Source organism: Paraburkholderia sp. Ac-20342 (assembly GCF_017104985.1).
In the GTDB taxonomy this organism is placed as follows: domain Bacteria; phylum Pseudomonadota; class Gammaproteobacteria; order Burkholderiales; family Burkholderiaceae; genus Paraburkholderia.
The window spans coordinates 42459-68838 of record NZ_JAAGPQ010000023.1 but is presented as its reverse complement, the minus strand read 5'-3'; the positions used below and the strand labels follow the sequence as shown (position 1 = coordinate 68838).

Annotated in this window: 24 protein-coding genes; 15 read left to right on the top strand and 9 right to left on the bottom strand. The window is 62.0% G+C overall.

Going from position 1 to position 26380, the window contains the following annotated elements:
• Positions 1-6: 6 nt before the first annotated feature.
• A complete protein-coding gene (locus G3N58_RS12460; RefSeq protein WP_241017091.1) occupies positions 7-1422 on the top strand; it encodes a four-carbon acid sugar kinase family protein in 1416 nt (471 codons plus the stop codon).
• Here the strand turns inward: G3N58_RS12460 and G3N58_RS12455 are convergent.
• From G3N58_RS12455 to G3N58_RS12435, 5 genes are all read right to left on the bottom strand, one after another.
• The gene (locus G3N58_RS12455) at positions 1419-1544 is read right to left on the bottom strand and encodes a DUF3309 family protein (RefSeq protein WP_167042616.1); all 126 of its coding nucleotides are present in this window, start codon (positions 1542-1544) and stop codon (positions 1419-1421) included. The two genes, G3N58_RS12460 and G3N58_RS12455, sit on opposite strands and share 4 nt — an antisense overlap.
• Positions 1545-1586: 42 nt before the next feature.
• Positions 1587-1793 carry a hypothetical protein gene (locus tag G3N58_RS12450; protein WP_205999286.1) on the bottom strand — a complete coding sequence of 69 codons (207 nt, stop codon included), beginning with the start codon at positions 1791-1793 and terminating at the stop codon, positions 1587-1589.
• A 355-nt stretch (positions 1794-2148) separates the two neighbouring features.
• Positions 2149-2358, bottom strand: a complete 210-nt coding sequence (locus tag G3N58_RS12445) for a hypothetical protein (protein ID WP_205999285.1) — start codon at positions 2356-2358, stop codon at positions 2149-2151.
• Between the two features lie 192 nt (positions 2359-2550).
• Entirely contained in the window at positions 2551-2832 is a 282-nt protein-coding gene (locus G3N58_RS12440; protein WP_167042610.1) for a hypothetical protein, read from the bottom strand.
• An 88-nt stretch (positions 2833-2920) separates the two neighbouring features.
• On the bottom strand, positions 2921-3190 hold the full coding sequence (locus tag G3N58_RS12435) for a hypothetical protein (protein WP_167042609.1): 270 nt from the start codon (positions 3188-3190) through the stop codon (positions 2921-2923).
• 424 nt (positions 3191-3614) lie between these two features.
• On the opposite strand from G3N58_RS12435, the gene G3N58_RS12430 reads away from it, so the two are divergent.
• Positions 3615-5801, top strand: a complete 2187-nt coding sequence (locus G3N58_RS12430; protein WP_205999284.1) for a serine/threonine-protein kinase — start codon at positions 3615-3617, stop codon at positions 5799-5801.
• Between the two features lie 153 nt (positions 5802-5954).
• On the opposite strand, the gene G3N58_RS12425 is transcribed toward G3N58_RS12430, so the two are convergent.
• A complete protein-coding gene (locus G3N58_RS12425) occupies positions 5955-8036 on the bottom strand; it encodes an SUMF1/EgtB/PvdO family nonheme iron enzyme (RefSeq protein ID WP_205999283.1) in 2082 nt (693 codons plus the stop codon).
• 433 nt (positions 8037-8469) lie between these two features.
• Here G3N58_RS12425 and G3N58_RS12420 point away from each other — a divergent pair, with 433 nt between their 5' ends.
• The 9 genes from G3N58_RS12420 (at position 8470) to G3N58_RS12380 (ending at position 21148) form a co-directional block, all read left to right on the top strand.
• Entirely contained in the window at positions 8470-8901 is a 432-nt protein-coding gene (locus tag G3N58_RS12420) for a DUF4399 domain-containing protein (protein WP_240158978.1), read from the top strand.
• A gap of 51 nt (positions 8902-8952) precedes the next feature.
• Entirely contained in the window at positions 8953-9396 is a 444-nt protein-coding gene (locus tag G3N58_RS12415; RefSeq protein WP_205999282.1) for a DUF4399 domain-containing protein, read from the top strand.
• 290 nt (positions 9397-9686) lie between these two features.
• The gene (locus G3N58_RS12410; protein ID WP_167042599.1) at positions 9687-9971 is read left to right on the top strand and encodes a hypothetical protein; all 285 of its coding nucleotides are present in this window, start codon (positions 9687-9689) and stop codon (positions 9969-9971) included.
• A gap of 327 nt (positions 9972-10298) precedes the next feature.
• Positions 10299-11711 (top strand): efflux transporter outer membrane subunit, encoded by a 1413-nt coding sequence (locus G3N58_RS12405; RefSeq protein WP_205999301.1) that lies wholly within the window; start codon positions 10299-10301, stop codon positions 11709-11711.
• 248 nt (positions 11712-11959) lie between these two features.
• Positions 11960-14560, top strand: a complete 2601-nt coding sequence (locus G3N58_RS12400; RefSeq protein ID WP_205999281.1) for an FHA domain-containing protein — start codon at positions 11960-11962, stop codon at positions 14558-14560.
• Entirely contained in the window at positions 14538-15911 is a 1374-nt protein-coding gene (locus G3N58_RS12395; RefSeq protein WP_167042595.1) for an HlyD family efflux transporter periplasmic adaptor subunit, read from the top strand. Before G3N58_RS12400 ends, G3N58_RS12395 begins: the two co-directional genes overlap by 23 nt.
• A 37-nt stretch (positions 15912-15948) precedes the next feature.
• Positions 15949-16701, top strand: a complete 753-nt coding sequence (locus G3N58_RS12390; RefSeq protein WP_167283778.1) for a peptidylprolyl isomerase — start codon at positions 15949-15951, stop codon at positions 16699-16701.
• 29 nt (positions 16702-16730) lie between these two features.
• The gene (locus G3N58_RS12385; RefSeq protein WP_205999280.1) at positions 16731-19790 is read left to right on the top strand and encodes a peptidase domain-containing ABC transporter; all 3060 of its coding nucleotides are present in this window, start codon (positions 16731-16733) and stop codon (positions 19788-19790) included.
• Positions 19787-21148, top strand: a complete 1362-nt coding sequence (locus G3N58_RS12380) for a sigma 54-interacting transcriptional regulator (protein ID WP_205999279.1) — start codon at positions 19787-19789, stop codon at positions 21146-21148. The genes G3N58_RS12385 and G3N58_RS12380 overlap by 4 nt, the downstream gene beginning before the upstream one ends.
• A gap of 59 nt (positions 21149-21207) precedes the next feature.
• On the opposite strand, the gene G3N58_RS12375 is transcribed toward G3N58_RS12380, so the two are convergent.
• Together G3N58_RS12375 and G3N58_RS12370 are read right to left on the bottom strand one after the other, a co-directional pair.
• A complete protein-coding gene (locus G3N58_RS12375) occupies positions 21208-21978 on the bottom strand; it encodes a protein phosphatase 2C domain-containing protein (RefSeq protein ID WP_205989350.1) in 771 nt (256 codons plus the stop codon).
• A 5-nt stretch (positions 21979-21983) separates the two neighbouring features.
• A complete protein-coding gene (locus tag G3N58_RS12370; protein ID WP_167042585.1) occupies positions 21984-22271 on the bottom strand; it encodes a hypothetical protein in 288 nt (95 codons plus the stop codon).
• 470 nt (positions 22272-22741) lie between these two features.
• On the opposite strand from G3N58_RS12370, the gene G3N58_RS12365 reads away from it, so the two are divergent.
• Both G3N58_RS12365 and G3N58_RS12360 read left to right on the top strand, forming a co-directional pair.
• Complete coding sequence (locus G3N58_RS12365) at positions 22742-23263, top strand: lecithin retinol acyltransferase family protein (RefSeq protein WP_167042583.1); 522 nt, start codon at positions 22742-22744, stop codon at positions 23261-23263.
• 54 nt (positions 23264-23317) lie between these two features.
• Entirely contained in the window at positions 23318-23569 is a 252-nt protein-coding gene (locus G3N58_RS12360; protein WP_167042581.1) for a hypothetical protein, read from the top strand.
• A gap of 70 nt (positions 23570-23639) precedes the next feature.
• On the opposite strand, the gene G3N58_RS12355 is transcribed toward G3N58_RS12360, so the two are convergent.
• On the bottom strand, positions 23640-24506 hold the full coding sequence (locus tag G3N58_RS12355) for a LysR family transcriptional regulator (protein WP_167042579.1): 867 nt from the start codon (positions 24504-24506) through the stop codon (positions 23640-23642).
• A 330-nt stretch (positions 24507-24836) separates the two neighbouring features.
• Here G3N58_RS12355 and G3N58_RS12350 point away from each other — a divergent pair, with 330 nt between their 5' ends.
• Positions 24837-25328, top strand: a complete 492-nt coding sequence (locus tag G3N58_RS12350) for a DUF4126 domain-containing protein (RefSeq protein WP_167042577.1) — start codon at positions 24837-24839, stop codon at positions 25326-25328.
• A gap of 556 nt (positions 25329-25884) precedes the next feature.
• Positions 25885-26379, top strand: coding sequence for a DUF3828 domain-containing protein (locus G3N58_RS12345; RefSeq protein WP_205999278.1), 495 nt, complete (start codon positions 25885-25887; stop codon positions 26377-26379).
• Position 26380: the final 1 nt, after the last annotated feature.

Sequence of the window (26380 nt, the reverse complement as noted above, 5' to 3'; positions counted from 1 at the left end):
GAAGAGATGAACGGCTCTTGCGATACGGGACCGGACTACGCGTTCTACGGCGACGACTTCACCGGCGCGACCGATACGCTCGCGCATCTCGCGCGCGCGGGCTTGCGCGCGATGCTGTTTTTCACGCCGCCCGATGCGGCGCGTCTGTCGATGCTGGGTCAACTCGACGCAATCGGCGTCGCGGGCGCGGCGCGCACGATGGCGCCGCCCGCGCAACAGCAGGAGCTTGCGCGTGTCGGCGCCGCATTCGCCGCGCTCGGTGCGCGCGTGATTCACTACAAGGTGTGCTCGACCTTCGATAGCGCGCCACATACCGGCAGCATCGGCGTGGCGATTCGCACGCTGCGCGAGTACTGTGCGAATGAACTCGTTGCGATCGTCGGCGGGCAGCCGAATCTGCGGCGCTATTGCGTGTTCGGTCAACTGTTCGCCGCGGCGGGCGCGGACGACGAACAGCCCTCGATCTATCGGATTGACCGTCATCCGACGATGAGCCGCCATCCCGTCACGCCGATGAACGAAGCGGACCTGCGTGTGCATCTGCAACGCCAGGGTATCGAGCGGGTACGGTCGATCGACTGGCGGTGCTATGCGGCAGGCGAAGCGGCATTGCAGGCCGAGGTACGCCGCGAACTCGATACGAAGCCCGAGGTACGGCCCGACGCGTTGCTGTTCGATGTACTCGACGATACGCATTTGCGTGCCATCGGCAAGGTCATCGTGCATTATGCGGCGAGGTCGGCGCCATTGCTCGCGGTCGGGGCGAGCAGCGTTGCGCAGGCTTATGCATCGGCGTGTGGAGTGCGCGGCAATTCCGATGTAGAGAACGAGGCCACCCCAGCATTGGCGCGCGCACGCGGCCCCGTATTCGTGCTGGCCGGCAGCCTCTCGCCCTTGACGGAAGTGCAGATCGGCGCCGCGCATTCCTATTTGCGAGTAGAGCTCGACCCACACAAGATGACGGGCGATACGGCAGCGGCCTATCTGGCGGATCGTGTCGCGGCCATTGCCGGACCCTTGCGCGACGGGCGCAACGTGCTGGCGTTTACGACACGAAAGGTATCGCACGCGACGCCAGTCGCTCAGGCGACGAGTGGCGAAAATACGGCGAATGCCGACAACGAAAACGAAGCCACGCCACCGTCCCAACTCGCGCATGCGTGCGCGACTCTATTGCAACAGGTACTCGGCGCGGTGCGATTGCAGCGTATCGGCATCGCGGGCGGCGATACGTCGAGCTTTGCGGTGCGTGCGCTGGACGCGTGGGGACTGTCCTATCTCGCGCCGCTTTCGGCGGGCGTGACCGTGTGCCGTCTGCATTCCGATCGCGCCGAACTCGACGGCATGGAGATCATGCTCAAAGGCGGCCAGATGGGCGACGCCGATCTGTTCGAGCAGTTGATCGACGGTTATGCGGGCTAGCGCACATCGGCAATCGGCCGCACGATCGCCACGATCGGTACGCGGCCGACACCGCCGGTAGGGCCGTCGCCCCACGAGCGGCTATGCGGCCGGAGCGGCGCCCGTCTCACACAAAAGAACATCAGGCGGGTGCGCTCTTTCCAATTGCGGACACTTCGCGCGTCCTATAGATAGGTTCCGGTGATACGGCCTTCGAAGATGGCGGTATTGATGCCCCAATCGTCGACGTGACCCGTCGAAGTACCGTCCACGGTGACGACCACCGAGCGGCCACCGCGCAGGATTTTCATCTGCTCGACGGTGAGGGCTTTTTCGGCGGATGCGTCGCTTGCGCGATGCGGCAGGTCCTTGATGATGACAGTGGTTTTCATGGCATTACTCCTTGAGATCGAGAGGCGAGCACAATGCGGCGCCCGTCTGGATTTTTGCAAGGCATATGCCAACGTGCCGGGACGTGATGCGGAAAAGCGGTCACTCGCCGCCATGCGCATCCAGACGGGGATGCGCGCGCCCGCCTCGTCGAATCGTGCGGATCAGGCCGACGCATGCGAGGCGAAGTGTTCGCGCGAAGCCCACGTATTGCGCGCGCGTGGTGGGTTCATGGCACCGCTTCGCGAAAAGCGGACAGTGACACGACGCATGGTGGAAAGTGGGATTGAAATGGAAACGGCACGCGCGAAGCGCGCGTGCCGTGGCGATGAAAAGCGGTGGGCGGTTCCGGCGGCGTTACCGCTTCGGCTTCAGGGCGGGATTGCCGATAGGCAGATGCGCAGCGGGAAAGCCCGGCGGATAGTCGACGACACGCGTTGCGGCCGGCACGAGCGGCGCGGCGAGATTAGAGCGCGCCCCGATGCGCGCCCCGCCGACGATCGCGGCCATTGCCTCACGGTCGAGTTCGACGTTTTCGGTCAGGTCCTTGATGACGAGCTTGGTCATGACGGCTCCAGAAAAGCAATAGGGCGGCTCGGTCCGCTGAGGGTCCGGCCGCCGCGTTGGCGGAATGTTTGGCCTGTCGTTCGATGTACTGAGGTCTCGACGCACTTCGAGTATAGGAAATCCGTGTGCGGCCTGGGGCATGTCAATACAGCGGCAGTGCCGGAACCCCCGTTCTCGCGCTGCTGCATGCGCTTACACGGCGGCGTAGTTGGCGCCCCACAGCGTGGGGTCGACGTTGAGCTTCAGCGGCACGAAGCCCGCGCCGATCACGCCGATGTTGTTGAGTGCCGCGACGTTCACGTTTTGCTGCTGGAAGAGGCTCTGGTTCACCGTCACGTTGACGTTGGCAATGCCGGCGAGGCTGCCCAACGGCAAGCCGGGCACGCTGCTGCCGGTGCCGCCGGCAAGCGCGGACATGGCCAGGCGGTCGAGTTCGCGGGTGCCGGGCAGATCGCGAATCATGAGGGATGACATGATGTTTCTCCAAGGGTGCGCGAAAAGCGGAGACGAATGGCGTGCGGCGAAGCGGCCCGCGTGTGCGGGTGCTTCGCCGCGTCGCACATTACATGTGGATGTTGTTGTTCGACGTCACGAACGGATCGTTCGTCGAGGTGATGCCGGCGGCGAACGCAACGTTGTTGCCGTTGGCGTTCTGCTGGTTCAGTTCGTTGCTGATCAGTTGCGTGGCGGTGAGGTTCTTGCTGTTGTTCGGAGCGACGATCGGGCTGAAGTTGTAGTACAGGCTCGGGCCGAAGCCGCCGCGCACGGCACGCATGGCCTGGCTGTCGAGTTGTTCGGTGACGGACAGATCCTTGATCATGAGCGTTTTCATGGTGAGTCTCCAGAAAGAAGTCATCGCAATGTTGCGAGTGGTGTTGAGCAACCTGTTTGCTCGGATATCACTCATGCACAGGCTGTGCCAGATTTGCTCAAGTATCCTGATGAAATGCCGGGAGTCTCGATTAACAGGGCGTTCCGGCGTGAAGCAGTCCCGGCGTGCCGTGCGTCCGCGCGGCTGATCGGGCGGCAAGCGGTGGTGTCTCTCCGACAGACGGTGCAATCCTGTTGGTTCGCATACGACACTCGCGTCACGCGCGTGCATGGCGTCGCGAGGGTCATTGCCGGTTTGCGAAAGCGCGGACCGGGAGCTAGTATCGAAGCGGCACATGTAACTGGTTACGACAGGTTTCCTATCGACCCGCGTGGCGTCGGTCGCATGCGACACGGTCCAGCGGCAACGGCGGTGCTTCGCACAAATGGCTAGCCTTGCGCGTGTGATTCACGACTTCCAGAGCGGCGAGCTGTCTCGTGACGAGTTCGTCGCGCGGCTCGACAGCGCGTTGAAGACCGAGCAACTCGGCTCGACGCAGCTGCTGGAGATGCTGGGTGCCGCGCATCGGCAAACGCCATTGCCCGAGGAGTTGTATCTGGAAGTACGGCGGCGCATCGAGTTGCTGCGCTTATCGAACGTCGCGGCAGGCGGCGAGGAAACCGGCATCCAGACGATGGTGGAGATTCCGTCGCTGCGTTCGGGCAGCGCCGGTGTTGCGGGCGTTTCGGGTGTTTCGGGGACGGCGGACAATGCTTCCGCGCACGACACGATCAAGGGCATCGGCGATACGCTCAACAACCGTTTCGTGCTCGAGGAGTGCCTGGGCGTCGGCGGCATGGGCACCGTGTACAAGGCGCTCGATCTGCGCAAGCTCGAAGCGTCGGATCGCAAGCCGTATCTCGCGATCAAGGTACTCAACGTCCAGTTCCGCGGCAATCCGAATTCGCTCGTCGCGTTGCAGCGCGAGGCGCGCAAGGCGCAGGTGCTCGCGCATCGCAACATCATCACGGTGTACGACTTCGATCGCGACGGGCCGATCGTCTATCTGACCATGGAGTACCTGAGCGGCAAACCGCTCAGCCAGTTGCTGCGCACGCCCGGCTATCAGGGCATGCCGGTGCGCGCGGCACTGCCGATCGTGCGCGGCATGTGCGCGGCGCTCGCGTATGCGCACGAGCGCGGCTTCGTCCATTGCGATTTCAAGCCCGCCAATGTGTTTCTGACGACGAACGCCGAAGTAAAAGTGATCGACTTCGGCATTGCGCGCGTATTCCAGCGGCCGGAAGAGGAAAGCGATGCGACGGTATTCGACCCCGGCACGCTCGGCGCGTTGACACCCGCGTATGCGAGCCCGGAGATGATCGAGCATGGGGAGCCCGATCCGCGCGACGATATCTATGCGCTCGGCTGCATCACGTACGAACTGTTGACCGGCCATCATCCGTTCGATCGGCTGTCCGCGACGCAGGCGCGCAATGCCGATTTCAAGCCGCAGCGTCCACCGAATCTCGACTCGCGGCAATGGCGCGCGCTGCGCGCTGCACTGTCGTTCGATCGCGCGACGCGGATGCCAAGCGTCGTGCGCTTTATCGCCGAGTTCGACAATGAAGCGCGCGCCGAGAAGTCGGGCACGCTCGCGAAGGCGGGACTCGCGGGGCTCGCCGTGGTTTGCGCGGCGGCGGTCGGCATTTTCGCGCTGCGTTCCGGGCCGAGCCGCGAGAGCGAGCCGCGAACCGACCAGGTCGATCGCGTGGGCGGAGCGTCGGCAATCGTGTCGTCGAACAGTACGGCGCAGACGTCGCCCGCTTCCGCGGTAACTTCTGGAGCAACTTCCGCGGTAACGAATGAAGCAGCTAATGCATCGGCAAACGCGGGGTCTTCTTCGTCTGCGCCGTTGCCACCGGCTTCACCGCCGCCGCCCGCTCCGAAGCCCGCGTTGACGCTAGCCGCGATTACACCGGTGCTCGCGCAGGTGCCGTGCTCGGCGTTATCGGCAAGCGTGCAGGATCACGCGCTAACGGTGCGAGGTTTCGTCTCGCAGCGTGATGGCGCCGCGCATCTGAAGGACACGCTGGCGGCGTTGCCGGGCGTCGATACGTTGACGCTCGACGTCCAGCCGCTCGCCGACGACAAATGCGATACCGTCAAGACGCTCGCGCCGTACTGGATGCGTAACTGGCAGGAGGGCCGCGTCGCCGCGCTGCACGTGCGGCCACCGAGCGGTTTATTGAGCGATGGCGATGCGCTCGTCGTCGATGTGAATACGCCCAACTTCGATTCGTTCGTGAGCGTCGACTATTACCAGCTCGATGGCCGCGTCGTACACATGGTGCCGAGTCCACGCGCGAAGGACAATCAGGCGCCGCCGAACTACTCGGCGACGATCGGCGGCGCGGACGACTGGATCATTTCGAAGCCATTCGGCTCGGAGATGGTGGTACTGCTGATTACGCCGGTGCAACTCTTCGACAAGCTGCGTCCGGAAAGCGAATCGCGCGCGGATTATCTGCGTGCGCTCGATGCGCGACTCGCACAAATTGGCGGTAAATACGGGCAAGACCATATCTTCGCGGATTTCGCGCCGATTACGACGAAGCCGCGTATGCCGTGAAGTCGCGATAGGGGGGCAGTGCGAATGCGCAATGCCGTGAGTCGAGCCTGCGAGGAAAGAATGGCAATCGCCGGCGCAATCGTAAGCGCGCGAGCCGATGCGCATTGCAACTGCGCTTCGGCGCCTTGTGCGTAGCCTCGAAGCTCAAGCGCCTTAGCGCAGATCCTTCACGACACGAAAACCATCCTGCGATTGACGCACGCCCGAGCTGTACTTGAAGCGCGTCGCACTGAGCATGTAATTGCCGCCCTCGCGCCACGAGCCGCCGCGAATGACGCGCATTTCGCAGGCCGGGCTGTCCCATGCGTGGCCGTCGGCGGGCGCGCCCTGATACGAGTTGTGCCAGCAGTCGGCGGTCCATTCCCAAACGCCGCCATTCATGTCGTACAGGCCGAGCGGATTCGGCATGTACGAGCCGACGCTCTCCGGTCCTTCCTTGTGCCACGGGTCGCCGCAATCCTTGCAATTGGCGGTGCCCTTGCGCATCTGTTCGCCCCACCAGTACGCGGTCGTGGTGCCGGCGCGGTCCGCGTATTCCCATTCGGCTTCGGTGGGCAGGCGGTATGGTTTGCCCGTGGTTTTGGCGAGCCATTTGACGTATTGCTGCGTGTCGTCCCAACTGAGGTCGCGTGCGGGCGCGGCCTTGTTGGTATTGCTTTCGGGCGTGAGCTTTTGACATGCATTCGCGGCCACACAGGCATTCCATTGCTCGACCGTCACCGGGTATTTGCCGATCGCGAACGATGCACCGATGCTCACGTGATGAACGGGCTTTTCCGATGGATCGTCGGTGTTGCTGCCCATGGCGAACGAACCGGCGGGTATCGCGATCATGATCGGACAGGCCGCGCAATCGCGTATTTCGCCGGCAGTCGGTGGATGGGCGACGGTTTTCTGCACGAGCGGGGCGGCGGTTGCAGCGGCGGCGGGCGGCGGCGCGGAAGGAGCGGGTTGTGCGGGTGATGCCGGTGTTGTGTGGGCGGGCGCCGGGGTTGCGGCACTCGCTTGTGCGGTAGTTGTCGTGCGTGTGGCGGGTGCCACCGTGGCGGCTTGAGAAGCCTGGCTGCTTTTCGCCGCGGGTGCAACCGGGGACGCCGCAGGCGCCGCACCGACCGTCGCATTCGAGGCGGCCGCCGCGCGCAACCGGTCGATCCGCGCATGCGCGAGCGTGGCGAAGCGGCCATCCGGATAGGCCTTCAGATAAGCCTCGTAATCGGCGGGGTAGTTGCTGTCCTTGATCGAATTCCAGAACGTGATTTCGTATTGCTCGTTGCTGTCTTTGGGCAGAAGGCCGCGGCTGCGCAGTGCGATGACGTCACGATCCGATGCGCCCGGTCGCGACACGGCGTCTTCGCTTACCGGCTCGACGGCGGAAAGCGTGGCCGTGGTCCACGGTTGTTGCGCGCCGTGCGTTGCCTCGCGAACTTCGGCGGCGACGCGTGGAAGCAGGTCGGCAAGCGATTGCGACGGCGCATTTCGCAGTGCGCGCAGCCATGCGGCGGTATAGACGCCGTGACGCGGACCGTCCGCCGCAAAACTGCCCGGCGCGGTGGCATATGCAATCACCGTGTTGGCAGGCAGCGCCGAGGTACTCATGGTTGCCGCCGCGGGTGTAAATGGATTGTTCAGACAGGTATCGAGAATCACGAGGTTGAGCCGGCCGGCGCGCGACGATTGCATCGCATGCAGGACGGTATTCAGATCGACGCCGCTCCTGAGCAGTGAAGCAGGCGCGTGCAATAGCGCGTCTGCTTCGGGCTGCGCCGGCACAAGCAGCGTTTGCTGTTCTATTTGCAGGGCGTGCCCGGCGAAATAGAACAGTGCGATATCGCCTGTTTGCAAGCGCTTTGCGAATTCGTCGATGGCTTGCCGCATTTGCGACGGGGTCGCATTCGTGCGGGAAATGACGTCGAAGCCGCGCGCGCGTAGTACATCGCGCATCGCCTCGGCATCGCGCGGCGCGTTGTCGCGAAGCGGTTCCAAAGGATTGCCGTATTCGCCATTGCCGATTACTAGCGCAATACGTCGTGCGTGCTCATTGCCGCGCGATGGAGTAAGTGGCGAGAACATCGGCGCATTTTTTTTCCTCTCCGCCGAAGTACTCGCAACCGCGCTCGCGACAGTACTCACCGCGCTACTCGCGCCGATATTCTCACGTTCCGTCGCGGCAATAGCGACGCCCGACTGCGCGTGAATTGCCCCGGCCATGCACACCAGCAGGAATTTTCGCCACATCTTCATATCCTGTTTGTACCGGACAGAATTCAGGCATTCGAGGACCGCGTGGTTCGCGGTATCCGCTGAAATACGGCGGGGAAGCATCGATGCCGCTATCGGACATTGACCCGCAACCTGTCAATAACGATAGCACGCGCTTTGCACGTCACCACTGTCCGGAAGCGCTCGGCGCGTCATACGGTTAACGAGTATCGCGTATCTTTTTCGCAAGTTACGTCCTAAGCTGATTCACAAAGTCGCGCCGCATGGTCGTTTTAAGTAGGCGGCAGTCCGGACATCCGGGTTCGCGACGTGCCGCTGGAACGCCCGGAAGGCCATACGCAGCCGGGCCTGCCATGACCCCTCTTCGGGAGAGTGAGCGATGCGAAGAACCCGTATTCCCCATCTTTCCAGCCGGCTTGCGGCGCGCGCGCGTGGCGGCGCATTGCGCATGAGCTTGTGCGTGGCGGCCGTTGCGGTATTCACGAGCGTCGGGCCAAGCGGTGCCGCCTATGCCGAGCAGACGCCGTCGCCGCCGGGGGCGGAAGAGTACATCATCTGGCCGCCGGACGGCGCGGTGATTCATGGCGGCAAGCTCTGGGTGCGCATGGGCTTGCGCAATATGGGCGTGTGTCCGAAAGGCGTTGCGATTCCGAATACCGGCCACCATCATCTTCTGATCGACACGGACTTGCCGCCGCTCGATCAGGAGATTCCCTCGGACCGGCAGCATCTGCACTTCGGCGCCGGCGAAACCGATGCGCGTATCGAGTTGCCGCCTGGCAAGCACACGTTGCAACTGATACTCGGCGATCACAATCACGTACCGCACGTACCGCCTGTGTATTCGAAGAAGATCACCATCACCGTGCTGAAAGACTAGCGCACCCGGTTCGTTCCGTTCGAAACGGATCGGCGGCATCGGAGAGACCTCATGGACAAGATCATTGCGGCCGCGGCGCTGCTCGCAGCCTCGGCATTGACGGCGTGGGCCGTGCCGGAAGCGGCATGGGCCGGCACCACGCCGGCGCCGCCCGGCGCCTATGCCTATATCGGCTATCCGAACGACGGCCAGGTCGTGCCGGCCAACAAGCCTTTTCGCGTCTGGTTTGGCCTGCGTTTCATGGGTGTCGCGCCGAAAGGCGTCAAATACCCGAATACCGGCCACCATCATCTGCTGATCGACACCGACCTGCCGCCGATGGACCAGGAGATTCCCTCGGATCGTCAGCATCTGCATTTCGGCGCAGGCGAAACGGAAACGATGATTCAATTGCCGCCCGGCAAACATACGCTGCAATTGTTGATGGGCGATGACATGCATATGCCCCACAACCCGCCGGTGTACTCGAAGAAGATCACGGTCATTGCGCGCTGAGCGATGTATGGCATGACGTACGGAAGCGCGCGTGATCGACTGTCGCGATGCAGCCAACCATTTCGAATGCGATGTTGGCTGCAATCCACCACTTCCCGTTTCATCTTCCATCGGCCAGGTTTCCGAGCCATGTTGCCGATTCGCTGAAGCCTTTTGCGAGCAGGCGTTTCGAGGTATCGACCGGAAGGGAGAGCACGGTTGGCATAGCTCATGCGTGAATGGCGTCCGAGCAGACAGGTTGCTCGATTCCCAACGCAGGACTATGCGCTTGCCCTTCCAGGAGATTGACCATGAACACGCTGACGATCAAGGATCTGTCCATCACCGAGCAACTCGACAGCCAGGCCATGCGCGCCGTGCGCGGCGGCAACGGCTATTACGCTCCGTGGTCGTCGTATTACAGCTTCGCGCCCGTGTATGCGCCGAACAACAGCAAGAACGTCGACGCGACTCAACTGATCAGCACGACGATGAATATCCAGAGCGCCAACGGTAACAACTCGGCGCTCGTCAACGGCACGACGACGCAGATCGATCCGCATGTGACGTCGAACAACAACATCTTCGTGTCCTGAGCGACGCGGCGCACGCGCGCCTTATTGTGTCCGCGCGTGCGCATTTCACGAGCGAGTTGCTTAAAAGAGCGCTTATTCAATCGTCTTTTCCACGCACCCTTCGCGCTTTCGACTGATTGCCGCTCGATTTCCGCCTGTTTTCCCGTGCCGACATTTCCGCTGCTTCGTGGCCGAAGCCGCGCGGCAGCGATTCGGTCTCGAACGCCGTTTTTCTCGCGGATAAAGCGGGTGCCACCGGAGACAATCGTGTCATCGTTGCTCGATTCCTTGCTGCCTGAATCTTCGGCTTCCCGCCGCGCTCTTTCCGCGATCGCGGCATCGAGCGGTATTGGCAGTGCACTGCGCGGCGTTTGTGCCGCAACGGTCTGCGCGCTGTCGCTGTGCGCCTGTGTCGATGTCAGCATGCCGGCGTACAGGCGCCCCGACACGCCTGCAAAGACAGCGTGGTCGGATCAGAAGGGCGCGCCGGTCTCGGCTGCCGCGACGATCGAGCGCGACTGGTGGAAGGGTTTCCAGGACCCGTATCTCGACACGCTGATCGACAAGGCGATTGCGGGCAACTTCGACATTCAGGTGTTGGCCGCGCGGATCGACGTCGCGAGCACGCAGATCAGCGAAGCCAAGGCAGGGGCCTTGCCGACCATGGACCTTGGCGCGGGCGCCGATTTCCAGAAGACCACCGGCTTGCCTTTTACGAAACAGTACAACCTCGCGACCCAGGTGAACTGGGACATCGATATCTGGGGCAAAGTCGAAAAAGGCGTGCAGGCGCAAAAGGCCGAATTTCATGCGAGCGAAGCGGATTGGCGTGCCGGTTATCTCGAACTGGTCGCGAATGTTTCCAGCACCTATTTCCAGATCCTGCAATTCGACGATCAGATCGAGCAGCAGCAAAAAACGCTCGGCACGAACCGGCAGATTCTGACGATTTACGAAGGCCAGGCGCGCAATGGCCTCGTGCCGCAAACCCTGGTATTACGGCAGCAGGCCGAAATCAACCGGTTGACGCATGACCTGTACGAATTGCGCCGCGCACGTGCAGTCGCCAATAACGCGCTTTGCACACTGATCGGCGTGCCGGCCGGCGAATTCCAGCTGCCGCCGGGCCATTTGCAAGAACGCGTGAAACTGCCGGTCGTGCCGGAGGGTTTGCCCGCGCAATTGCTGTCGCGACGGCCCGATGTGATCGCCGCGGAATTCCGGGTACTCGAGGCGTATGACCTCGTCGGCCAGGCGAAGCTCGCGCAATTGCCGAGCATTGGCCTGACTGCCCAAGGCGGTACGGCGAGTTTCGCGCTGAATCAACTGTTGAAATCGTTTACGTTCGGCATCATGCCGAGCATCGATATTCCCTTGCTCGATCCGGGCGTGCGTGCGCATGTGAAAGTGACCGAGGCGCAATCGAAAGTCGCCGAACAGCAGTATCGCGTGGCCGTCATGGGGGCGTTCGAGGAAGTCGAAAACGCACTCGTCAATCTGAGCGCGCACAAGCAGCAGCGCGAGGAATTGCTGCAGCAGGTTGCGCGTTTGCAGATCGTGGCCGATCAGATTCAGGCGCAATTGCGGCTTGGCGTCGTATCGCAACTCGAAGTTTTCGAAACCGAGCGGACTCTACTCGACGCACAGCAGGCGCTGCTCGAAAATCATCAGGAGATTCTGTCCGACACGGTACTGCTGTACAAGGCGCTCGGCGGCGGCTGGCCGAGCGTCGACGTGCAGGCGCAAGTCAAAGACAAGTAAAGGAACATTGAGCTAATCCGCGTGGTGGCGTACGGCGCGGGTATTTAGGCCGCGAATGACGCATCCGTGCTGTTCCCGGCAGACGATATGGAAATTGACACTCGCCATGCGTGACTTACAATTCTTTAGGGGTCTGCGTTCGCGCGGCTCCTCACGACAACATCGTTGCGCCGTGGTTCTTCGTCCCTGTTCCACCGTGTCCTTCGCGTTCCCATCGCGACAGGTACACGCTTAGTGATCCAGACAAAATGGCCGCCGGCGAAGATTCGATTGCTGAGATGCGCGCGACAGTGGACGCTGCCTTCGACGTGGTGCTGTCGCCGGTTGCGTCCGCGCAACGCCCGTCGTTCGACGCGATCCGCATCGTCGACACGCTGTTTGCTGTCGGCCGCAGCGAAGCACCGTTCAACGATTACCCCGCGCAGTGGACCGCGAGTCTGTCGCGCCGTCATGCGCGCATTTTTATCGAGCATGGCACGGTGTATGTGGCCGATCTCGGCAGCAAGAACGGCACGACCGTGAACGGCGTCGCGGTGCGACAAACGCCGGCGCGCGTGCGCGCGGGCGACGAGCTGTGCTTCGGCGGCGAGTTTCGCTACCGCGCCGGCATCGAGCCGCGCGCGCGCATCGTCGCGAGCAGCGGCGAGTCTTGCGCGCTTCGTCTGCTGCTCGCGCCGCAGCGCGACGACCTCGGTCTGCAACCGGTCGAAGTACACGCGTTTCCATTTCTCGTCAGCAAGACGGACGAGGTTTTCTCGCGTTACAAGGAACGCTATCCGCATCAGGTCAATTACATTTCGCGGCGCCATGCGCATCTGTTTCTGAAGAGCGGCGAGTTGTTCGTCGAAGATCTCGGCAGCACCAATGGCACGTTCGTGAACGGCGTGCGGCTCGACGAAGCGGCATTGCCGCTCGCGGACGGCGATGTCGTTGCATTTGGCGGCGATCATTTCGTCTACAGAGTGTCGCTACAGAAACAGCCTGACGTCGAGCCCACCGTGACCCAGATTTCACTGAACCCGGCCGCGGACAGCGCGGCCGATGCCGACAAGACCACGTTCGTGGGCGCCGCGCATTCGTTCCTCGATATCTTTTGCGTCGATCCGGCGCTGCAACGCGAGGACGAGGTGAACGAGGCGGCACAGGTGGCGACTGCGCAGGCAAAGCGCGACGGGGCCTATTCAGGAAGAAACGGTGCGCAAGCCGCCAATGGTGCGGGCAATCACGGCGGCGCAATCGGTAAGAACGCGGCGAAGCATGAAAAGAATGCCGTGAGAAGCCAGTCGCGCTGGCGCCTGCTGGCCGGAGAATTCAAAAAGGCGCTCGCCGACGGCGAACGCACGAACGTCCGTCGTATCGCGGCGTGGGGCGGCGCGGGTGTCGTCGTACTGGCCGGACTGGGTGTCGCGCTTTATCTGCATGGCTCGTCGGAGCGCGAGTTGAAGAACCTGCTCGCCAGCGGAGAGTACGCGAGCGCGGTTACGGTTGCGCGGAGTTATCTCGCCAATCATCCGACGGACACGAAAATCAGTGCGCTCGCGAGCGAAGCACTCTTGAAGGCGCAACTTCCAGGCTGGCTCGATACGCTGCAAAAAGCGCAATTCGATCAGGCCGATGCGCGGCTCAAGGAGATGAAGTCGTTGAGCGCGAACAATGCGGACGCGGGCTCGCTGGTCGGCGAATTGCAATGGGTCGGCGATCTGGAGCGGTTCGTCGTCGCGCGCGGTGGTGTCGATGCGCCGATCCGCATGTATGCGGACGAACCGACGATCAGCAACCTGCTGCGCCGCTGGAACGACGATGCGAGAACGCACCAGCGCGCGCTCGACCGGATTGCGGGCTACGTGCCTCAGTTCGCGGAGCCCTATGCGCTGGCGCTCAGTCATTTGCGCAAGCTGGAAAGCGACGATTCGGTGTATGTTGCCGCAATCGATCGGCTGAACGGCGTGATTCGCGCCGAGCTTGCGCGCGACAAACCCGATGCACTCCCGGCCGTACTCGACGATTATGCGCAGCGTTATCCGCGCCTTGCGGGCCTCGATCGCGTACGCGAGGACTTGCGCCAATACACGGCATTGCTCGATGCCGCGTTGAGCCGCCAATTGACGTCATTGCTCGCGATGATGAAGTCGGCGCATTTCAGCACGCCGCCGTTTCAGGCGCAATTCCGGCAACTGGCCGCCGCGCGCTTGCCTTCGGCGGAAATCGTCAGGCAGCAGAATCGGGTCGATGCCGCATGGCAGCGTGGCGATGCACAACAGGCGCTGGCCGGTTTGCAGTCGATGCCGGCGAGCGCCTGGTCCGACGTGTTCGCGGCCGAATCGGCGCACAAGAAAGCGCTGTTCGATCAATACACCGATTTGCAGAAAACGCGCGATGCCAAAGATTATGACCAGCGTCTGCTGTCGTTCTACGCGAGTCTCGATCCGCAAACGGATGCGTGGTTCGTGCAGTCGATTCAGAAGGACGTCGCTGCATTGCACGACAAAGCGCTTGCTCGTGCGCAGGACTCGATGCTGCGCGCGCAGAGCTTGTGGAGAGCGTATCGCGCGAGCGGTCCGATCGGCGGCACGCAACGGCTCGAAGCCGGCATTTCGCCCGGCTTTCGCAACGAGGCGCGCCTGCTTTCCGATGCGCAAACCGCGGCCCAACAAGGCATGCGCATCTACACGCAACTGAAGGCCGATCATCCGGCCGACTTCGACCGCCTGCTCGCGGATATCGAGGCCGAGGCGAGTTTGCAGCGCCGCTCGCTGACCGAATTGCGGATGGTGCTCGACCCCGCGCTATTGAAAGCGAAGCTCTCGCTGATTGGAGGCGATCAGAGTGAAACGCGACCCACACCCTAGACCGTTGTCCGAGGCGCTCGAAGATCACAGCGTCGAAGGCATCGCGATTCTGACCTCGGAGCCGGTGCGGATCGCGCGCGCCTTGATCTGGGCGATGGTGGCGCTAGTCGTGACGGGACTGCTGTGGTCGTTCGTCGGCCGCGCGGACGTGATCGTCAGCGCGCCGGGCACCTTGTCGCCGGAATCGGAGGTACGGCGCATCTACGCGCCGATCGACGGCGAACTCGCCGACCTCTATATCGCCGAGGGACAGCCGGTGTCGAAAGGCGACGTGCTCGCGCGGCTCAATGCACGCGGCGCGATCGAAGCCGCGAGTAATGCGTTGCAGGCGCAACTCAAGCTCGAAGACGCCGAGCGCGAATGGAAGCAGTTTCCCGAGAAAAAGGCGCTACTTGAACGCAAGGCTGCTGCATTGAAAGCGCAACTCGAAGTGGAAGAGCGACTGCACGAAAACCGCGTTTCCGAGGGTACGACGAAGCTGGCCGAAGGACAGAAAGCCGAACTCGATGAAGCCCGCAGCGCACTCGACAATGCGCGTCGCACGCGCGAAGCGGCACGCCAGGAACTCGACCGGTATTCGCGGCTTTTCGCGCAGCCCGGTGGCGGCGGCATTGCCGAATTGCAGGTCGAGCAGAAGCGCACGGCGGCGCTCGAAGCCGATAACGCCTATCGTGTCGCGCAATCGAAACTTGCGGAACTCGACTTCCGCCTGAGCCACGAATACGCGCAGGCGAATGCGCAACTGGCAACCAGCGGGCAGCAAAGCACCGATCTTCAGTTGCAATACGACTCGGCCGTGCGCGATATCACCGATGCCGAAGACAAGCTGCGCGTGCAATTGCAAAGCGCGCGTCTCGAAGCCGATGCGGCCGCGCGAGTCCGTTTCGAGAACATCGACAAAGATAACTTCCTGCTGATTCTCGCGCCGGTTTCGGGCGTCATTACCGACGTCACGTCGACGCAGCGCGGCGACAAGATTCAGGCGAATGCGCCGCTCGGCGGTATTGCGCCGAAAGACGCGCGGCCCGTGCTGAAGATCGAAATCGCCGAGCACGATCGCGCGTTTCTGCATGAGGGGCAACCGGTCAGGATGAAGTTCAATGCGTTTCCGTATCAGCGCTACGGGCTTATTAGCGGCACGCTCGCATCTATTTCTCCGGCGACGAAACCGTCAGTGCAGGACAAGCAGCCGGTCTACGAGGGCCGCGTCACGCTCGATAAAGACTACTACCAGGTGGCCGGCACGCGTTATCCATTGCGTTATGGCATGACCGCCAACGCGGAAATCGTCGTGCGCGAGCGGCGCCTGATCGACCTCGGTCTCGATCCGTTCAGACAGGTGGCGGGTTGAGCACAACGATGACACGTCAATCAAAGGAGCGGATCAAATGACCGCGATAGTGCGTATCGACGACGAAGTCGTGGACGTCGACGAGTTCATTCGTCTTCTGAAACTGACGGGCCAGTTCGAGAGCCTGATCGAGCAGATCGTGCGCGACAAGCTCACCGTGCATGCGGCGAAAAAGCAGGGCGTGGCCGTGAGCGCCGACGAAATCCAGCAGCGTGCCGACCAGTTTCGCCGCGTGCGCGGACTGCATCGCGCGGCGGACATGAATCATTATCTCGACGCGCTGCATGTGAGTCTCGACGAATTCGAGGTATTCATTACCGACGGGCTCTATCAGGAGAAGATGCTCGACGAGGTCGGCAACGATGCCGCGATCCGCGATTACTTCGCGCTCAATTCACCGAAGTTCGATTCGATCGAGGTGAGCCATATCGTGCTCGACAGCGAGGGCAAGGCGAAGGAAATGATTTCGTATCTGCGCGACGACCCCGGCAGTTTCGCGGAAATGGCGCAGGAGCATTCGATTGCCGATACGCGCGAATCGGGCGGCGTAATCGGCAAGGTACTGCGCGGTTCGTTGAAACCCGATATCGAAGCGAAAATCTTCAATGCAGCGGTCGGCGATCTGCTCGGACCATTCGCCTCGGCGGACCGTTCGTGCTTCGAGATTTTCGCGGTGACGGCCAAATATCCGGCCATGCTCGACGCCGACGTGGCCACTGAAATCCGCCGCCTGCTGCGCGAGAGCTGGCTGATTGCCCGCGCGCAGGAACACGTGATCGAAGCGCGCTAACGCGCTCGCCCGATTCGAATTCGACGCCCATGGACGCTCCCCAGACCGCGCCTTCCACCGCCGAATTTCTGGCCTCGGTGGAAATACTGTCGCCGTTCTCGCGCGACGAGATCGAGCGGCTCGCCGAGTATGCGCAGGCACGTTTCTATTCGTTCGGTGAAACGGTCTGCTCGACCGGCGAAGTTGCCGATGGTCTGTATGTGATCCGCTCCGGTTCCGTGCGCATCTTTACCGAGGAGCATGGCAAGGAAACCAGCATGGGCGTGCGCAAGTCGGGCGAGATCTTCGCCGACATCGCGATGTTGCGCACGTATATCCACGAAGCGTCGGTGCGTGCTTCGGCAAAAACCGAATTGCTGTTTATTCCGCGCACGGCGATCGAGCCGGTGATGGCCGGCAATCAGGCGGCGTTGGCGTTCGTTGCGAGCTATGTTGCGATCAATTCGGCGGGCGGCTTCGTCGCGCAACTGTTCGATCTGCGCGGCAAGCTGAACAAGGCCGAACTCGAAGAATACGTGCGCAGCGTCGGTGCGAAGAAAGTGTCTGCCGGCAAGGAGATTCTCAGGCAGGATGGCCGTGACGATCGCCGTCTCTATGTGGTGCGGCAAGGCGAGGTTCGCATCGTCCGGCACGAGGAAGGGCGCGATTACACGCTCGCGACGCTCGGCGAGGGCGAGATATTCGGCGAAAAGGCGTGCCTGATGCGCCAGGAGCAGATGGCTTCGGTCGTCGCGTCCACCGACACGCGTTTGCTCGTGATCCCCGAACGCACGGTGCATTTCATTCTCGAACGCAATCCGAAGCTGCGCGAAGTACTCGACGAACGCATCCGTTATGGCGACCGCGAATTGCAGCGGCAAAAGCGCCTGGAGCAGCGCCGCAAGCTGCCGTTGATGCTCGATTTGCGGAGCAAGCCGGAATTCGGCGAGAAGATCATCAAGCGCTTTGCGCTCGTCGAGCAGGCCGAGGAAATGGATTGCGGTGCCGCGTGTCTCGCGATGATCTGCCGCCACTACGGCATTCCGATGACGCTCGGCAAGCTGCGCGAACTCGCGAACGTAACGACGCAAGGCGCGACGCTCGACAGCCTCGCGCGCGCCGGCGAATCGCTCGGCTTTGCGACACGCGGCGTGCAATGCACGTTCGATTCGCTGCGCGGCTTCGATCTGCCGTTCATCGTGCATTGGGAAGGCTATCACTACGTCGTCGTGTACGGGCTTTCGAAAGAGTATGTGTGGCTGGCCGACCCGGCGCTCGGCTTCAGAAAACTCACGGTGGAGGAGTTCGAGCGCGGCTGGAGCGGTACGTGTCTGCTGTTTACCGGTGGGCCGCAGCTATTGCAGATGTCGGCCGCGCGCTCGCCGTGGATACGTTTTGTCGGCTACCTGAAGCCATACCGGACGATACTCGGCTACCTGTTTCTCGCGACCTTCGTGATTCAGGTATTGGGCGTGATCCCGCCGCTGATTATCCAGAACATTCTCGACGGCGTGGTCGTGCATCAGAACGTGAGCTTGCTGCATCTGCTAATCGGCGGCCTGATTATTTCCAACGTGTTCTCGCAATTGATGTCGACGATTCGCGCCTATCTCGCGAATTTCATGGTGCGTAACATGGACTTCGCGATGATGTCGCAATTCTTCAAGCATACGTTGTCGCTGCCGTTCTCGTTCTTCGCGAAGCGAAAAACCGGCGATATCTTCGCGCGCTTTCAGGAGAACCAGACGATTCGTGCGTTTCTGACCGAGTCGACCGTGACCACCGCGCTGAATCTGCTGATGATCTTCATCTACTTCACGATCATGTTCGTCTACAACGTGAAGATGACGCTCGTCTTGATCGCGTTCGTGATTCCGATCATGGCCTTGACCGTTATCGCGACGCCGAAGATCAAGTCCTATGCGCGCGAGGTGTTCACCGCGTCGACCGAGGCAAAGTCGTTCCTGATGGAAGCGCTCTCCGGTGTCGAGACCATCAAGGGTATGGGCATCGAACGGCCCGTGCGGCTGCGTTGGGAGAAGAAGTACGCGAAGGCGCTCGAATTGCAGTATCGCGCGCATGCTTTCGGTATTCTCGTCAGCTTCGGCAGCCAGTTGCTCAATGCGGCGACGACGATCGCGATTCTATGGGTCGGCGCGAATCTGGTGCTCGCGCATGAATTGTCGATTGGTCAGTTGATCGCGTTCAATGCATTCATGGGCAGCGTACTGGGTCCATTGATGGGGCTCGTCGGCCTGTGGAGCATGCTCAACGACGCGGGCGTGGCGATGGAGCGGCTTGGCGACGTGCTCGACATCGAGCCCGAACAGAAGCCGCAGGACTTGCCTTCGCGAGTCATGCTGCCGGAACTGCAAGGCGAAATCAGCCTGAGCGGCGTCTATTTCCGCTATGGCGAAGACGATTCGGCTTATGTGCTCGAAAACATCAGCTTCGACATCAAGCCCGGCGAACTGGTGGCGATAGTCGGGCGCAGCGGTTCGGGCAAGACGACGCTCGCGAAACTGCTGGTCGGCTTCTATCAGCCAACCGAAGGCAAGATGACGATCGACGGCTACGATGCCGGTGTGATCGACAAGAACTATTTCCGTGCGCAGATCGGCTACGTGATGCAAAGCAATCTGCTCTTTTCCGGCACGATTGCCGAGAACATCGCGAGCGGCGACGATGCGCCCGAGCGCCGCCGCATCGAGGAAGTCGCGAAGATGGCCGACGCGCATGGCTTTATCAGCAAGATGCCGCTCGGTTATGAGCAGATCGTCGGCGAGCGCGGTATCGGGTTGTCGGGCGGGCAGATCCAGCGGCTCTGTATTGCACGCGCGCTTTATCACGATCCGCGTCTGCTCGTATTCGACGAAGCGACCTCGGCGCTCGACTCGCAATCGGAGAGCAATATTCTCGGCAATATGCACGACATTCTGCGAGGCCGCACTGCGATAATCATCGCGCACCGGCTCAGCACGATCATGCGCGCGGACAAGATTCTCGTGCTGTATGAAGGCGCGATTGTCGAACAGGGCCGCCACGAAGAACTGATTCAACGCGGCGGCATGTATTACCAGCTCGTGCAGAAACAGTTGAGTGCATCATGATGAAGATACTCGATCAGACGGAAGAGGCCAGTCCCGCGATTTCGTATGCAGGGCTGATCGAGCGGATCGAGATTCTGCGCTCGACGTTGCGCTGGTCGTCGCGGCTCGAACGCGCGGATATCGACAAGCTGCTCAGGCAAGCCACCTCGCTGCGCGACGAAGTGATGCAGCTTTCGCACAAGGAGCGTTTCGTGCAGGCGGCCGTGGCCGCCGAGCCGCAGGAGTCCGCGGATCAATCGCGCGGCGCGCGCCGCAAGGCATTGCTCGAACGCAGCTTTATTTTCGAGGGAACGTTCGGTGACAATCCGCGCCTGCTTGAATCGCTCGAAATCGCCGAGAAAGCGGCGCCGACCGATTTGCCCGTGTTGATCGACGGCGAGAGCGGCACCGGCAAGGAGTTGATGGCAAAAGTGATTCACGCGAATGGCGCGCGTGCGGACAAGCCGTTTATCTCCGTGAATTGCGGCGCGATTCCAGACAACCTGCTTGAATCGGAACTGTTCGGTCATCGCAAGGGCGCGTTCACGGGCGCATCGAATGATCGCAAGGGCAAATTCGAAAGCGCGCATACGGGGACGATCTTTCTCGACGAGATCGGCGAATTGCCGCTGGCGGGGCAGGTGAAACTGCTGCGTGTGCTCGAAGCGCACGAGATTCAGCGTGTCGGGTCCGACGAAACGATTGCGGTCGATACGCGCATTGTCGCGGCGACCAATCGCAATCTGCGCAAGCTCAGCGAAGAGGGCAAATTTCGCGAGGATCTGTTCTATCGGCTCAGCGTGATTCACGTAACGCTGCCGCCATTGCGCGAGCGTCGCGATGAAATACCGCTGCTGATCGCATGGTTCGGCGACGAGGCGGCCGGCAGCCTGAAGCGCCGGCCCGTCAGATTGACGCCGCGTTTGCGGGACTTTTTGTTGAGCTATGCGTATCCCGGCAATATCCGCGAATTGCGCAACGTGATGTACCGCATTTCATGTCTCGCGGGCGAGATGGCCGACGTCGATCATCTGCCGCTCGATATGCGGCCCGCTGCGCCTGGTTCCACGACGGCCGCCGCGGATGATGGCATGCACGCAAACGGCGCACAGCCGATCAGCGTCGCGAATCTGATGTCGTTGAGCGACGCGAAGCGCGCCGCGAGCGACGACGCCGAAAAGGCGTTTCTCGAACGTGGACTGCGCGAGGTGAGCGGCACCGTTGCCGAACTGGCGAGACGGATCGACATGAACCGCTCGCATCTGCAGATGCTGCTCAAAAAGCATGGACTGCATTCGAAGGATTATCGCAATCGCAATGTACCGGCGGGAAAACAGAACGGCAGCGACGAGCCAGAGGAAGAAGACGGCGAAGCCTGAAGTCCGGTCGGCTCCAACGCGATCCGGAACCGCACGCAAAAGCGCAAGAAAAGCCGCGCTCACGGCGCGGGATTCAATAAGGTCTTCTCCGACGCATTCGGGTCTTGCGCTTCGACGACCACGGCCGTGATATTGTCGCGTCCGCCGCGTGCGAGCGCGAGTTCGACCAGGGCTCCGCATACGTTCTCGCGCTCGGTGGACGTCAGCACGCCGGCGATGTCGGCGTCGCTCAGTTCGTTGCTGAGGCCGTCGCTGCACAGCAGGAACAGGTCGCCGTCGGCGACTTCGATGGCATCGTCGTCGAGTTCGAGCAGGTCCGTTGCGCCGACCGCGCGCGTAATCATGTGCTGCGCGGGATGATGGCGCGCTTCTTCCTCGGTGATGACGCCGAGCGAGCGCAACTCCTCGACATGGCTGTGATCGCGCGTGAGTTGCCGCAACTGTCCCGCGCGATACAGATAGATGCGGCTGTCGCCTGCCCATACGTAGCCGCAAAAACGATCGTACGCGAGCAGCACGACCACGGTGCTGCCGATTCGCTGCACCCGGCGGCGCGCGGCCTCGTCGCGTAGCTGGCGGTTCGCGCCTTGCAGCCGCGCGCGCGTATCGGCGATCAGGGTTCTGATGCTGCGCGGCGCCGCGAGCCGGCTCAACGCTTCGATCACGGTGCGGCTCGCGAGATCGCCGACCGCGTGCCCGCCCATGCCGTCGGCGACGGCCCAGCGGCCGGCTTCGGGCAGATCGAGGCAGGCGTCTTCGTTGATTTCGCGTACGCGTCCCGCGTCGGAGCGCGCGGACGACGTCCAGCGAAATGGGCTCGCACAGGTCACAACGGCTACACCATATCGTTTCTGCTGCGTGCGTCGGGAGAGACGTTGATGTTCGAGTTCGAGCCGGTGTTGCGCACGTCGACCGACTGGAACTGGTTGATCATCTGGTTAGCATAGAAGTTGTTGGACACCTCGTACAGATTGACGACGGGTCCGATGCTCGGCGTTTGCGGCACGTAGGGCTGAATCCAGCCATATACCCACGGCGCGCCACCGCCGCCGCGAATCGCGGCCATCGCCTTGCGGTCGAGCGCGAGGTTCAGCGGGAGATCATCGACTGTGATGCGGGACATGGCGTTCTCCGGTTCGCCGCGTGTGCAACGCGCGCGGTTGAAGGATGTTGCGGACAACGATGCAAGTGCCATGCCAATGTGTGCCGAGCGCCGCGCATTTCGGGCCGTGCGTTGACTGTCGGGCGATTCCGGACGCCGTGCGTGATGCAAGGGACGACGCCAATGGCAATGAGTCGGCCTGCGGCCAACACACGCGCATTCGAATCGGTGTGTGCCCCAACACGTCGAACGACTTCCTGGTGTTTTTCCCGAGGCCGGCCTGCCGCGCGGTACGCGCTCCTACGAGTGCCGCAAAAGAGCGCCGCGCGCCAACATATCGACGCGAATCCTGTCGGCTTGCCGCCGACATCCTCACCCTTCAGAAAATCCGAAATCAGCCGAAAACCCTGTAAACAAGGGCTTTTCCATGCATGGCCCGGATGATGCGAAAAGCTGTCGCAACCGTGTTGGAAATCCGAACGAGGCCAGCCATGAACACCCGCACGCTCGATACAGGCAAGGAAAGCCGGCAACGCAGTGACGCATCATCGACGATCGATCTGCCGATCGGCGCGCATCTCGTCACGCAACGCAACGGCTACGAACATCACGGCATCTATGTCGGCAACGGCCGCGTCGTTCATTACGCGGGCTTTGCGAGTTCGGCGCATCGCGGGCCGGTCGAGGAAGTGGAGATCGCGCGCTTCGCGGCCGGTCATCCGCTGTCGATTCGTCCGACGCCGAGCGCCCGCTATGCCGGCGACGAAGCGGTGCGCCGCGCGCGTTCGCGTCTCGGCGAAAACCGCTACCGCCTGCTGACCAATAACTGCGAACACTTCTGCGCATGGTGCCTGCTCGGCGAAAGCCGCAGCGAACAGGTGCATTGCTGCCTGCGCCATCCGCGTACGGGTATGCGCGCGCTGATGTGTCTCGTGAAGGCGTTCGTCGAAAGCGGGGCGAGCAACGGTGCAAAAAGCCGCGGACGTAGTGCGCGCGTCGCGCAACTCGCGTGAACGTAGCGCAATCGGGGCCGCGCGCGCAGCAGCAGAAGATTCGAGGAGAGCATCATGGTTGCCGTCGAAAAAACCTTGCGCTGGGCCGTCGACAAATGGCTCGCGCCAACGCCGTCGACGCCCGCGCGCGTCGTGCGGTTCTGCCATCGCACCTCGCAGCGTTATGTCTGCGTCGAGGCGCTGAAGCCCGAAGGACTGCTGTCGATCTTCTTCTTCCGTCACGGCGACGGCTCATGGAACGTGTTTCCGCCGCAAGCCGAGCGGCCTGCAATGAGCGGACAATGCCGCGCGGTGCCCGCCTGCTAGTTTCAAGTAGTCTCAAGCAGTTTCAAGTCGGCACAAGCTTCGGGCCTCGAGATGCAAATCATGCAAATCCCTAAGCGGCCGCGGCCTTTGTGATCCATTGACTGAATAGCACCATTGCCGGTGTCATCGGCTTGCTCTTCAGACAGGTCAGCCAGTAGCTGCCCGCCTGGACTTCCACGTCGAACGGGCGCACGAGACGTCCCGTGTTGATCTCATGCTCGAACATCAGTGCGGGCGCGAGTGCGATGCCTGCGCCCTGCATCGCGGCTTCCGCCATCAGCCGCGACGAATCGAACACCGGCCCGCGCACCGGCCGCGGCGCGATGCCGGCGGCGGCAAACCAGCTCATCCAGTCGTCCACGCGATAGGAGCGCAGCAAGGTTTCGTTGGCGAGATCGTCGGGTCGCGCGAGACGCGCGGCGGTCTCCGGCGTGCAGAGCAGCGTGAGCGGCGCGTCGAGCAGTTTTGTCGCGAGCGAGCCGGGCCATGTGCCGTCGCCGAAACGGATCGCGAAATCGAGGCCCTCGGTCGCGAGATCGACGAGGTTGTTGTTCGTCAGCAGTTGCAGTTCGACGAACGGATGCGCGTCGCGAAACGATTTGAGCCGCGGCATCAGCCAGCCGACCGCAAACGTGCCCACCACGCCGACCCTCAGCACCTCATGAAAGTGACCGCCGTCGAACCGCCTGAGTACGGCCTCGATGCGATCGAATGCATCGGAGAGTACCGGGCGCAGCGCGAGACCTTCTTCGGTCATCGCGAGGCCGCGCGGCAGACGCTTGAACAACGCGGTGCCGAGCCGTTCTTCGAGCGAGCGGACCTGCTGGCTGACGGCAGCCTGGGTCACGTTCAGTTCGAGCGCGGCGCGCGTGAAGCTCAGATGTCGCGCGGACGATTCGAAGGCGCGCAACGCGTTCAGCGGAAGATACGGTCTCATGGTGCAGGCATTAGATTTTCTTGTGAGCTGGATAAATTAGCATCGTTGACGGCGACCGTATATCGTCGCGTCAGATTTTGTTCAGAAGAATTGTGCGACACTAGGGCCGCATCGAAGAGGGCGAGCACCGGCGCGGCGACGCCTGGACGATAACGGGCGCGCGGCGTGAAGCGGCAGGGAGGGGACGGTGACGGGCGGCTACGGCGGTTGCCTCGATGTGTAGCGAGAAGTTGACTGTTCAGATGGAATGATCGACATGTTCCGCCGGCGCGCGAGTGAAGGCGTCGGCTCGTTCAACCGTACGTCATTACCCTCGATCGGGAGCCCGCTATGTCCGTGTATGTTCTGGCTTTGCTCATCGGTGTCGTCGCCGGCCTGCGCGCCATGATTGCACCCACCGCCGTCAGTTGGGCCGCGCGTCTGGGATGGCTGCCCTTGCAAGGCACGCCGCTCGCTTTTTTCGGTTTTGCTGCCACCCCGTATATCTTCACCGTGCTGGCCGTGGTCGAACTGATTACCGATCAGTTGCCCGAAACACCGAGCCGCAAGGTGCCGCTGCAGTTCGGCGCGCGCATCGTGCTCGGTGCGTTGAGCGGCGCGGCGATCAGCGGGGCGCATGGTGGTCTCGCGGGTGGTGCGATCGTCGGCGTACTCGGGGCGGTGCTCGGTGCGGTCGGTGCGATCATCGGCACGCTCGGCGGGGCCAAGGCGCGCGGCGCGCTGGCGCGAATGTTCGGGCGCGATGCACCGGCGGCGCTGATTGAAGACGTGGTGGCGATTGTCGTTGCTGTGCTGCTCGTCGTGTCGCTGCACGGCTTATGAGGATTTTCTGTTAATGGCGGGACGCTGTGCGCGTCCCGCCGCCTTCGTTCGATAGATCGAGCCGATCGACTAGCTGGCGCGAGCGACTCGCGAGCCGGCCGTGATGTGCTTGACCGGCGCGGCAGCGGTTGTTGCGTTCACGCAATCGATGGCTCACTGTAAAAGGAGGCGGCGAAGCGGAGAACGTGGGAAACGCTCGATAAATGGCGCGGGCGTCTCAAGGTGGGTTTTCGCGGGGGAGTGGGAACGTTGGATGGGAATGTGAACAGGAAAATGCGAGTGTCTGCTGAACGGGCTGGCTTAGATACCCGTTCGCGCGAGCAGAGAGATATCGGGGAGTTCACCTTCTGCAATGTTTGGTCGCCAGTACCTCGCGGCTGATCTATCAGGTAGATCGACGGTCATGGCGTGCCAGGTCAACCGCTTTGCTATTCATCGGGACACGGTTTGTGTTTACGAGGGCCGTTTGCCACTACTCGTTTGCACGACAATCCAATACCGTGGAACTCCTTTGTGAAAACCGGCCCGCCGACAAAATCTATCGACACGACTGACGATGAAAAACATTTTCTTGCGCACGTTCACCTTGCTGGCTGTTGTTCTGGGCTTGAGCATCATGCAGTCCGCCGTGGCGGCGGAGACGCCCGAAGCGACGGTCCGGGAGTTCTACCCCTGGTACATCGGAAAGCAGGACACGCGCGATGCCCACTACTTTCAGCTAACGGACAACGCCATCTATCGCTACGTGTCGAAAAACACGGTAGATACGTTGAGAGACGACTACAAACACCACCGTCTCCGTGGGGATGCCGACTACTTCACGCGCGTTCAGGATCTCGACCCGCATGTATGGCTTGAAACGATGCTCGTGCATCCCGCCATCATGCTCGATGGCGTGGCCGTTATACCGGTGACTTTTGGCGTGAAGCCACAGGATAGGCAAAACCTCGTGGTGTTCGTCGCGAAGGAGAACGGGCACCGGCGAATCACCAAGGTAGAGGACACCCATAACGGCTACCTCGGCTATCACCAGTACGATGCGGCAGACTAGA

What these genes read in the sequence shown, in the direction of transcription:
- G3N58_RS12440 (WP_167042610.1), bottom strand. Translation starts at nt 2,832, where the DNA reads ATGTCATCCCTCATGATTCGCGATCTGCCCGGCACCCGCGAACTCGAC.
- G3N58_RS12350 (WP_167042577.1), top strand. Translation starts at nt 24,837, where the DNA reads ATGTCCGTGTATGTTCTGGCTTTGCTCATCGGTGTCGTCGCCGGCCTG.
- G3N58_RS12445 (WP_205999285.1), bottom strand. Translation starts at nt 2,358, where the DNA reads ATGACCAAGCTCGTCATCAAGGACCTGACCGAAAACGTCGAACTCGAC.
- G3N58_RS12430 (WP_205999284.1), top strand. Translation starts at nt 3,615, where the DNA reads ATGGCTAGCCTTGCGCGTGTGATTCACGACTTCCAGAGCGGCGAGCTG.
- G3N58_RS12410 (WP_167042599.1), top strand. Translation starts at nt 9,687, where the DNA reads ATGAACACGCTGACGATCAAGGATCTGTCCATCACCGAGCAACTCGAC.
- G3N58_RS12380 (WP_205999279.1), top strand. Translation starts at nt 19,787, where the DNA reads ATGATGAAGATACTCGATCAGACGGAAGAGGCCAGTCCCGCGATTTCG.
- G3N58_RS12365 (WP_167042583.1), top strand. Translation starts at nt 22,742, where the DNA reads ATGAACACCCGCACGCTCGATACAGGCAAGGAAAGCCGGCAACGCAGT.
- G3N58_RS12415 (WP_205999282.1), top strand. Translation starts at nt 8,953, where the DNA reads ATGGACAAGATCATTGCGGCCGCGGCGCTGCTCGCAGCCTCGGCATTG.
- G3N58_RS12435 (WP_167042609.1), bottom strand. Translation starts at nt 3,190, where the DNA reads ATGAAAACGCTCATGATCAAGGATCTGTCCGTCACCGAACAACTCGAC.
- G3N58_RS12455 (WP_167042616.1), bottom strand. Translation starts at nt 1,544, where the DNA reads ATGTTCTTTTGTGTGAGACGGGCGCCGCTCCGGCCGCATAGCCGCTCG.
- G3N58_RS12390 (WP_167283778.1), top strand. Translation starts at nt 15,949, where the DNA reads ATGACCGCGATAGTGCGTATCGACGACGAAGTCGTGGACGTCGACGAG.
- G3N58_RS12355 (WP_167042579.1), bottom strand. Translation starts at nt 24,506, where the DNA reads ATGAGACCGTATCTTCCGCTGAACGCGTTGCGCGCCTTCGAATCGTCC.
- G3N58_RS12460 (WP_241017091.1), top strand. Translation starts at nt 7, where the DNA reads ATGAACGGCTCTTGCGATACGGGACCGGACTACGCGTTCTACGGCGAC.
- G3N58_RS12385 (WP_205999280.1), top strand. Translation starts at nt 16,731, where the DNA reads ATGGACGCTCCCCAGACCGCGCCTTCCACCGCCGAATTTCTGGCCTCG.
- G3N58_RS12360 (WP_167042581.1), top strand. Translation starts at nt 23,318, where the DNA reads ATGGTTGCCGTCGAAAAAACCTTGCGCTGGGCCGTCGACAAATGGCTC.
- G3N58_RS12450 (WP_205999286.1), bottom strand. Translation starts at nt 1,793, where the DNA reads ATGAAAACCACTGTCATCATCAAGGACCTGCCGCATCGCGCAAGCGAC.
- G3N58_RS12370 (WP_167042585.1), bottom strand. Translation starts at nt 22,271, where the DNA reads ATGTCCCGCATCACAGTCGATGATCTCCCGCTGAACCTCGCGCTCGAC.
- G3N58_RS12420 (WP_240158978.1), top strand. Translation starts at nt 8,470, where the DNA reads ATGAGCTTGTGCGTGGCGGCCGTTGCGGTATTCACGAGCGTCGGGCCA.
- G3N58_RS12345 (WP_205999278.1), top strand. Translation starts at nt 25,885, where the DNA reads ATGAAAAACATTTTCTTGCGCACGTTCACCTTGCTGGCTGTTGTTCTG.
- G3N58_RS12425 (WP_205999283.1), bottom strand. Translation starts at nt 8,036, where the DNA reads ATGTGGCGAAAATTCCTGCTGGTGTGCATGGCCGGGGCAATTCACGCG.
- G3N58_RS12400 (WP_205999281.1), top strand. Translation starts at nt 11,960, where the DNA reads ATGGCCGCCGGCGAAGATTCGATTGCTGAGATGCGCGCGACAGTGGAC.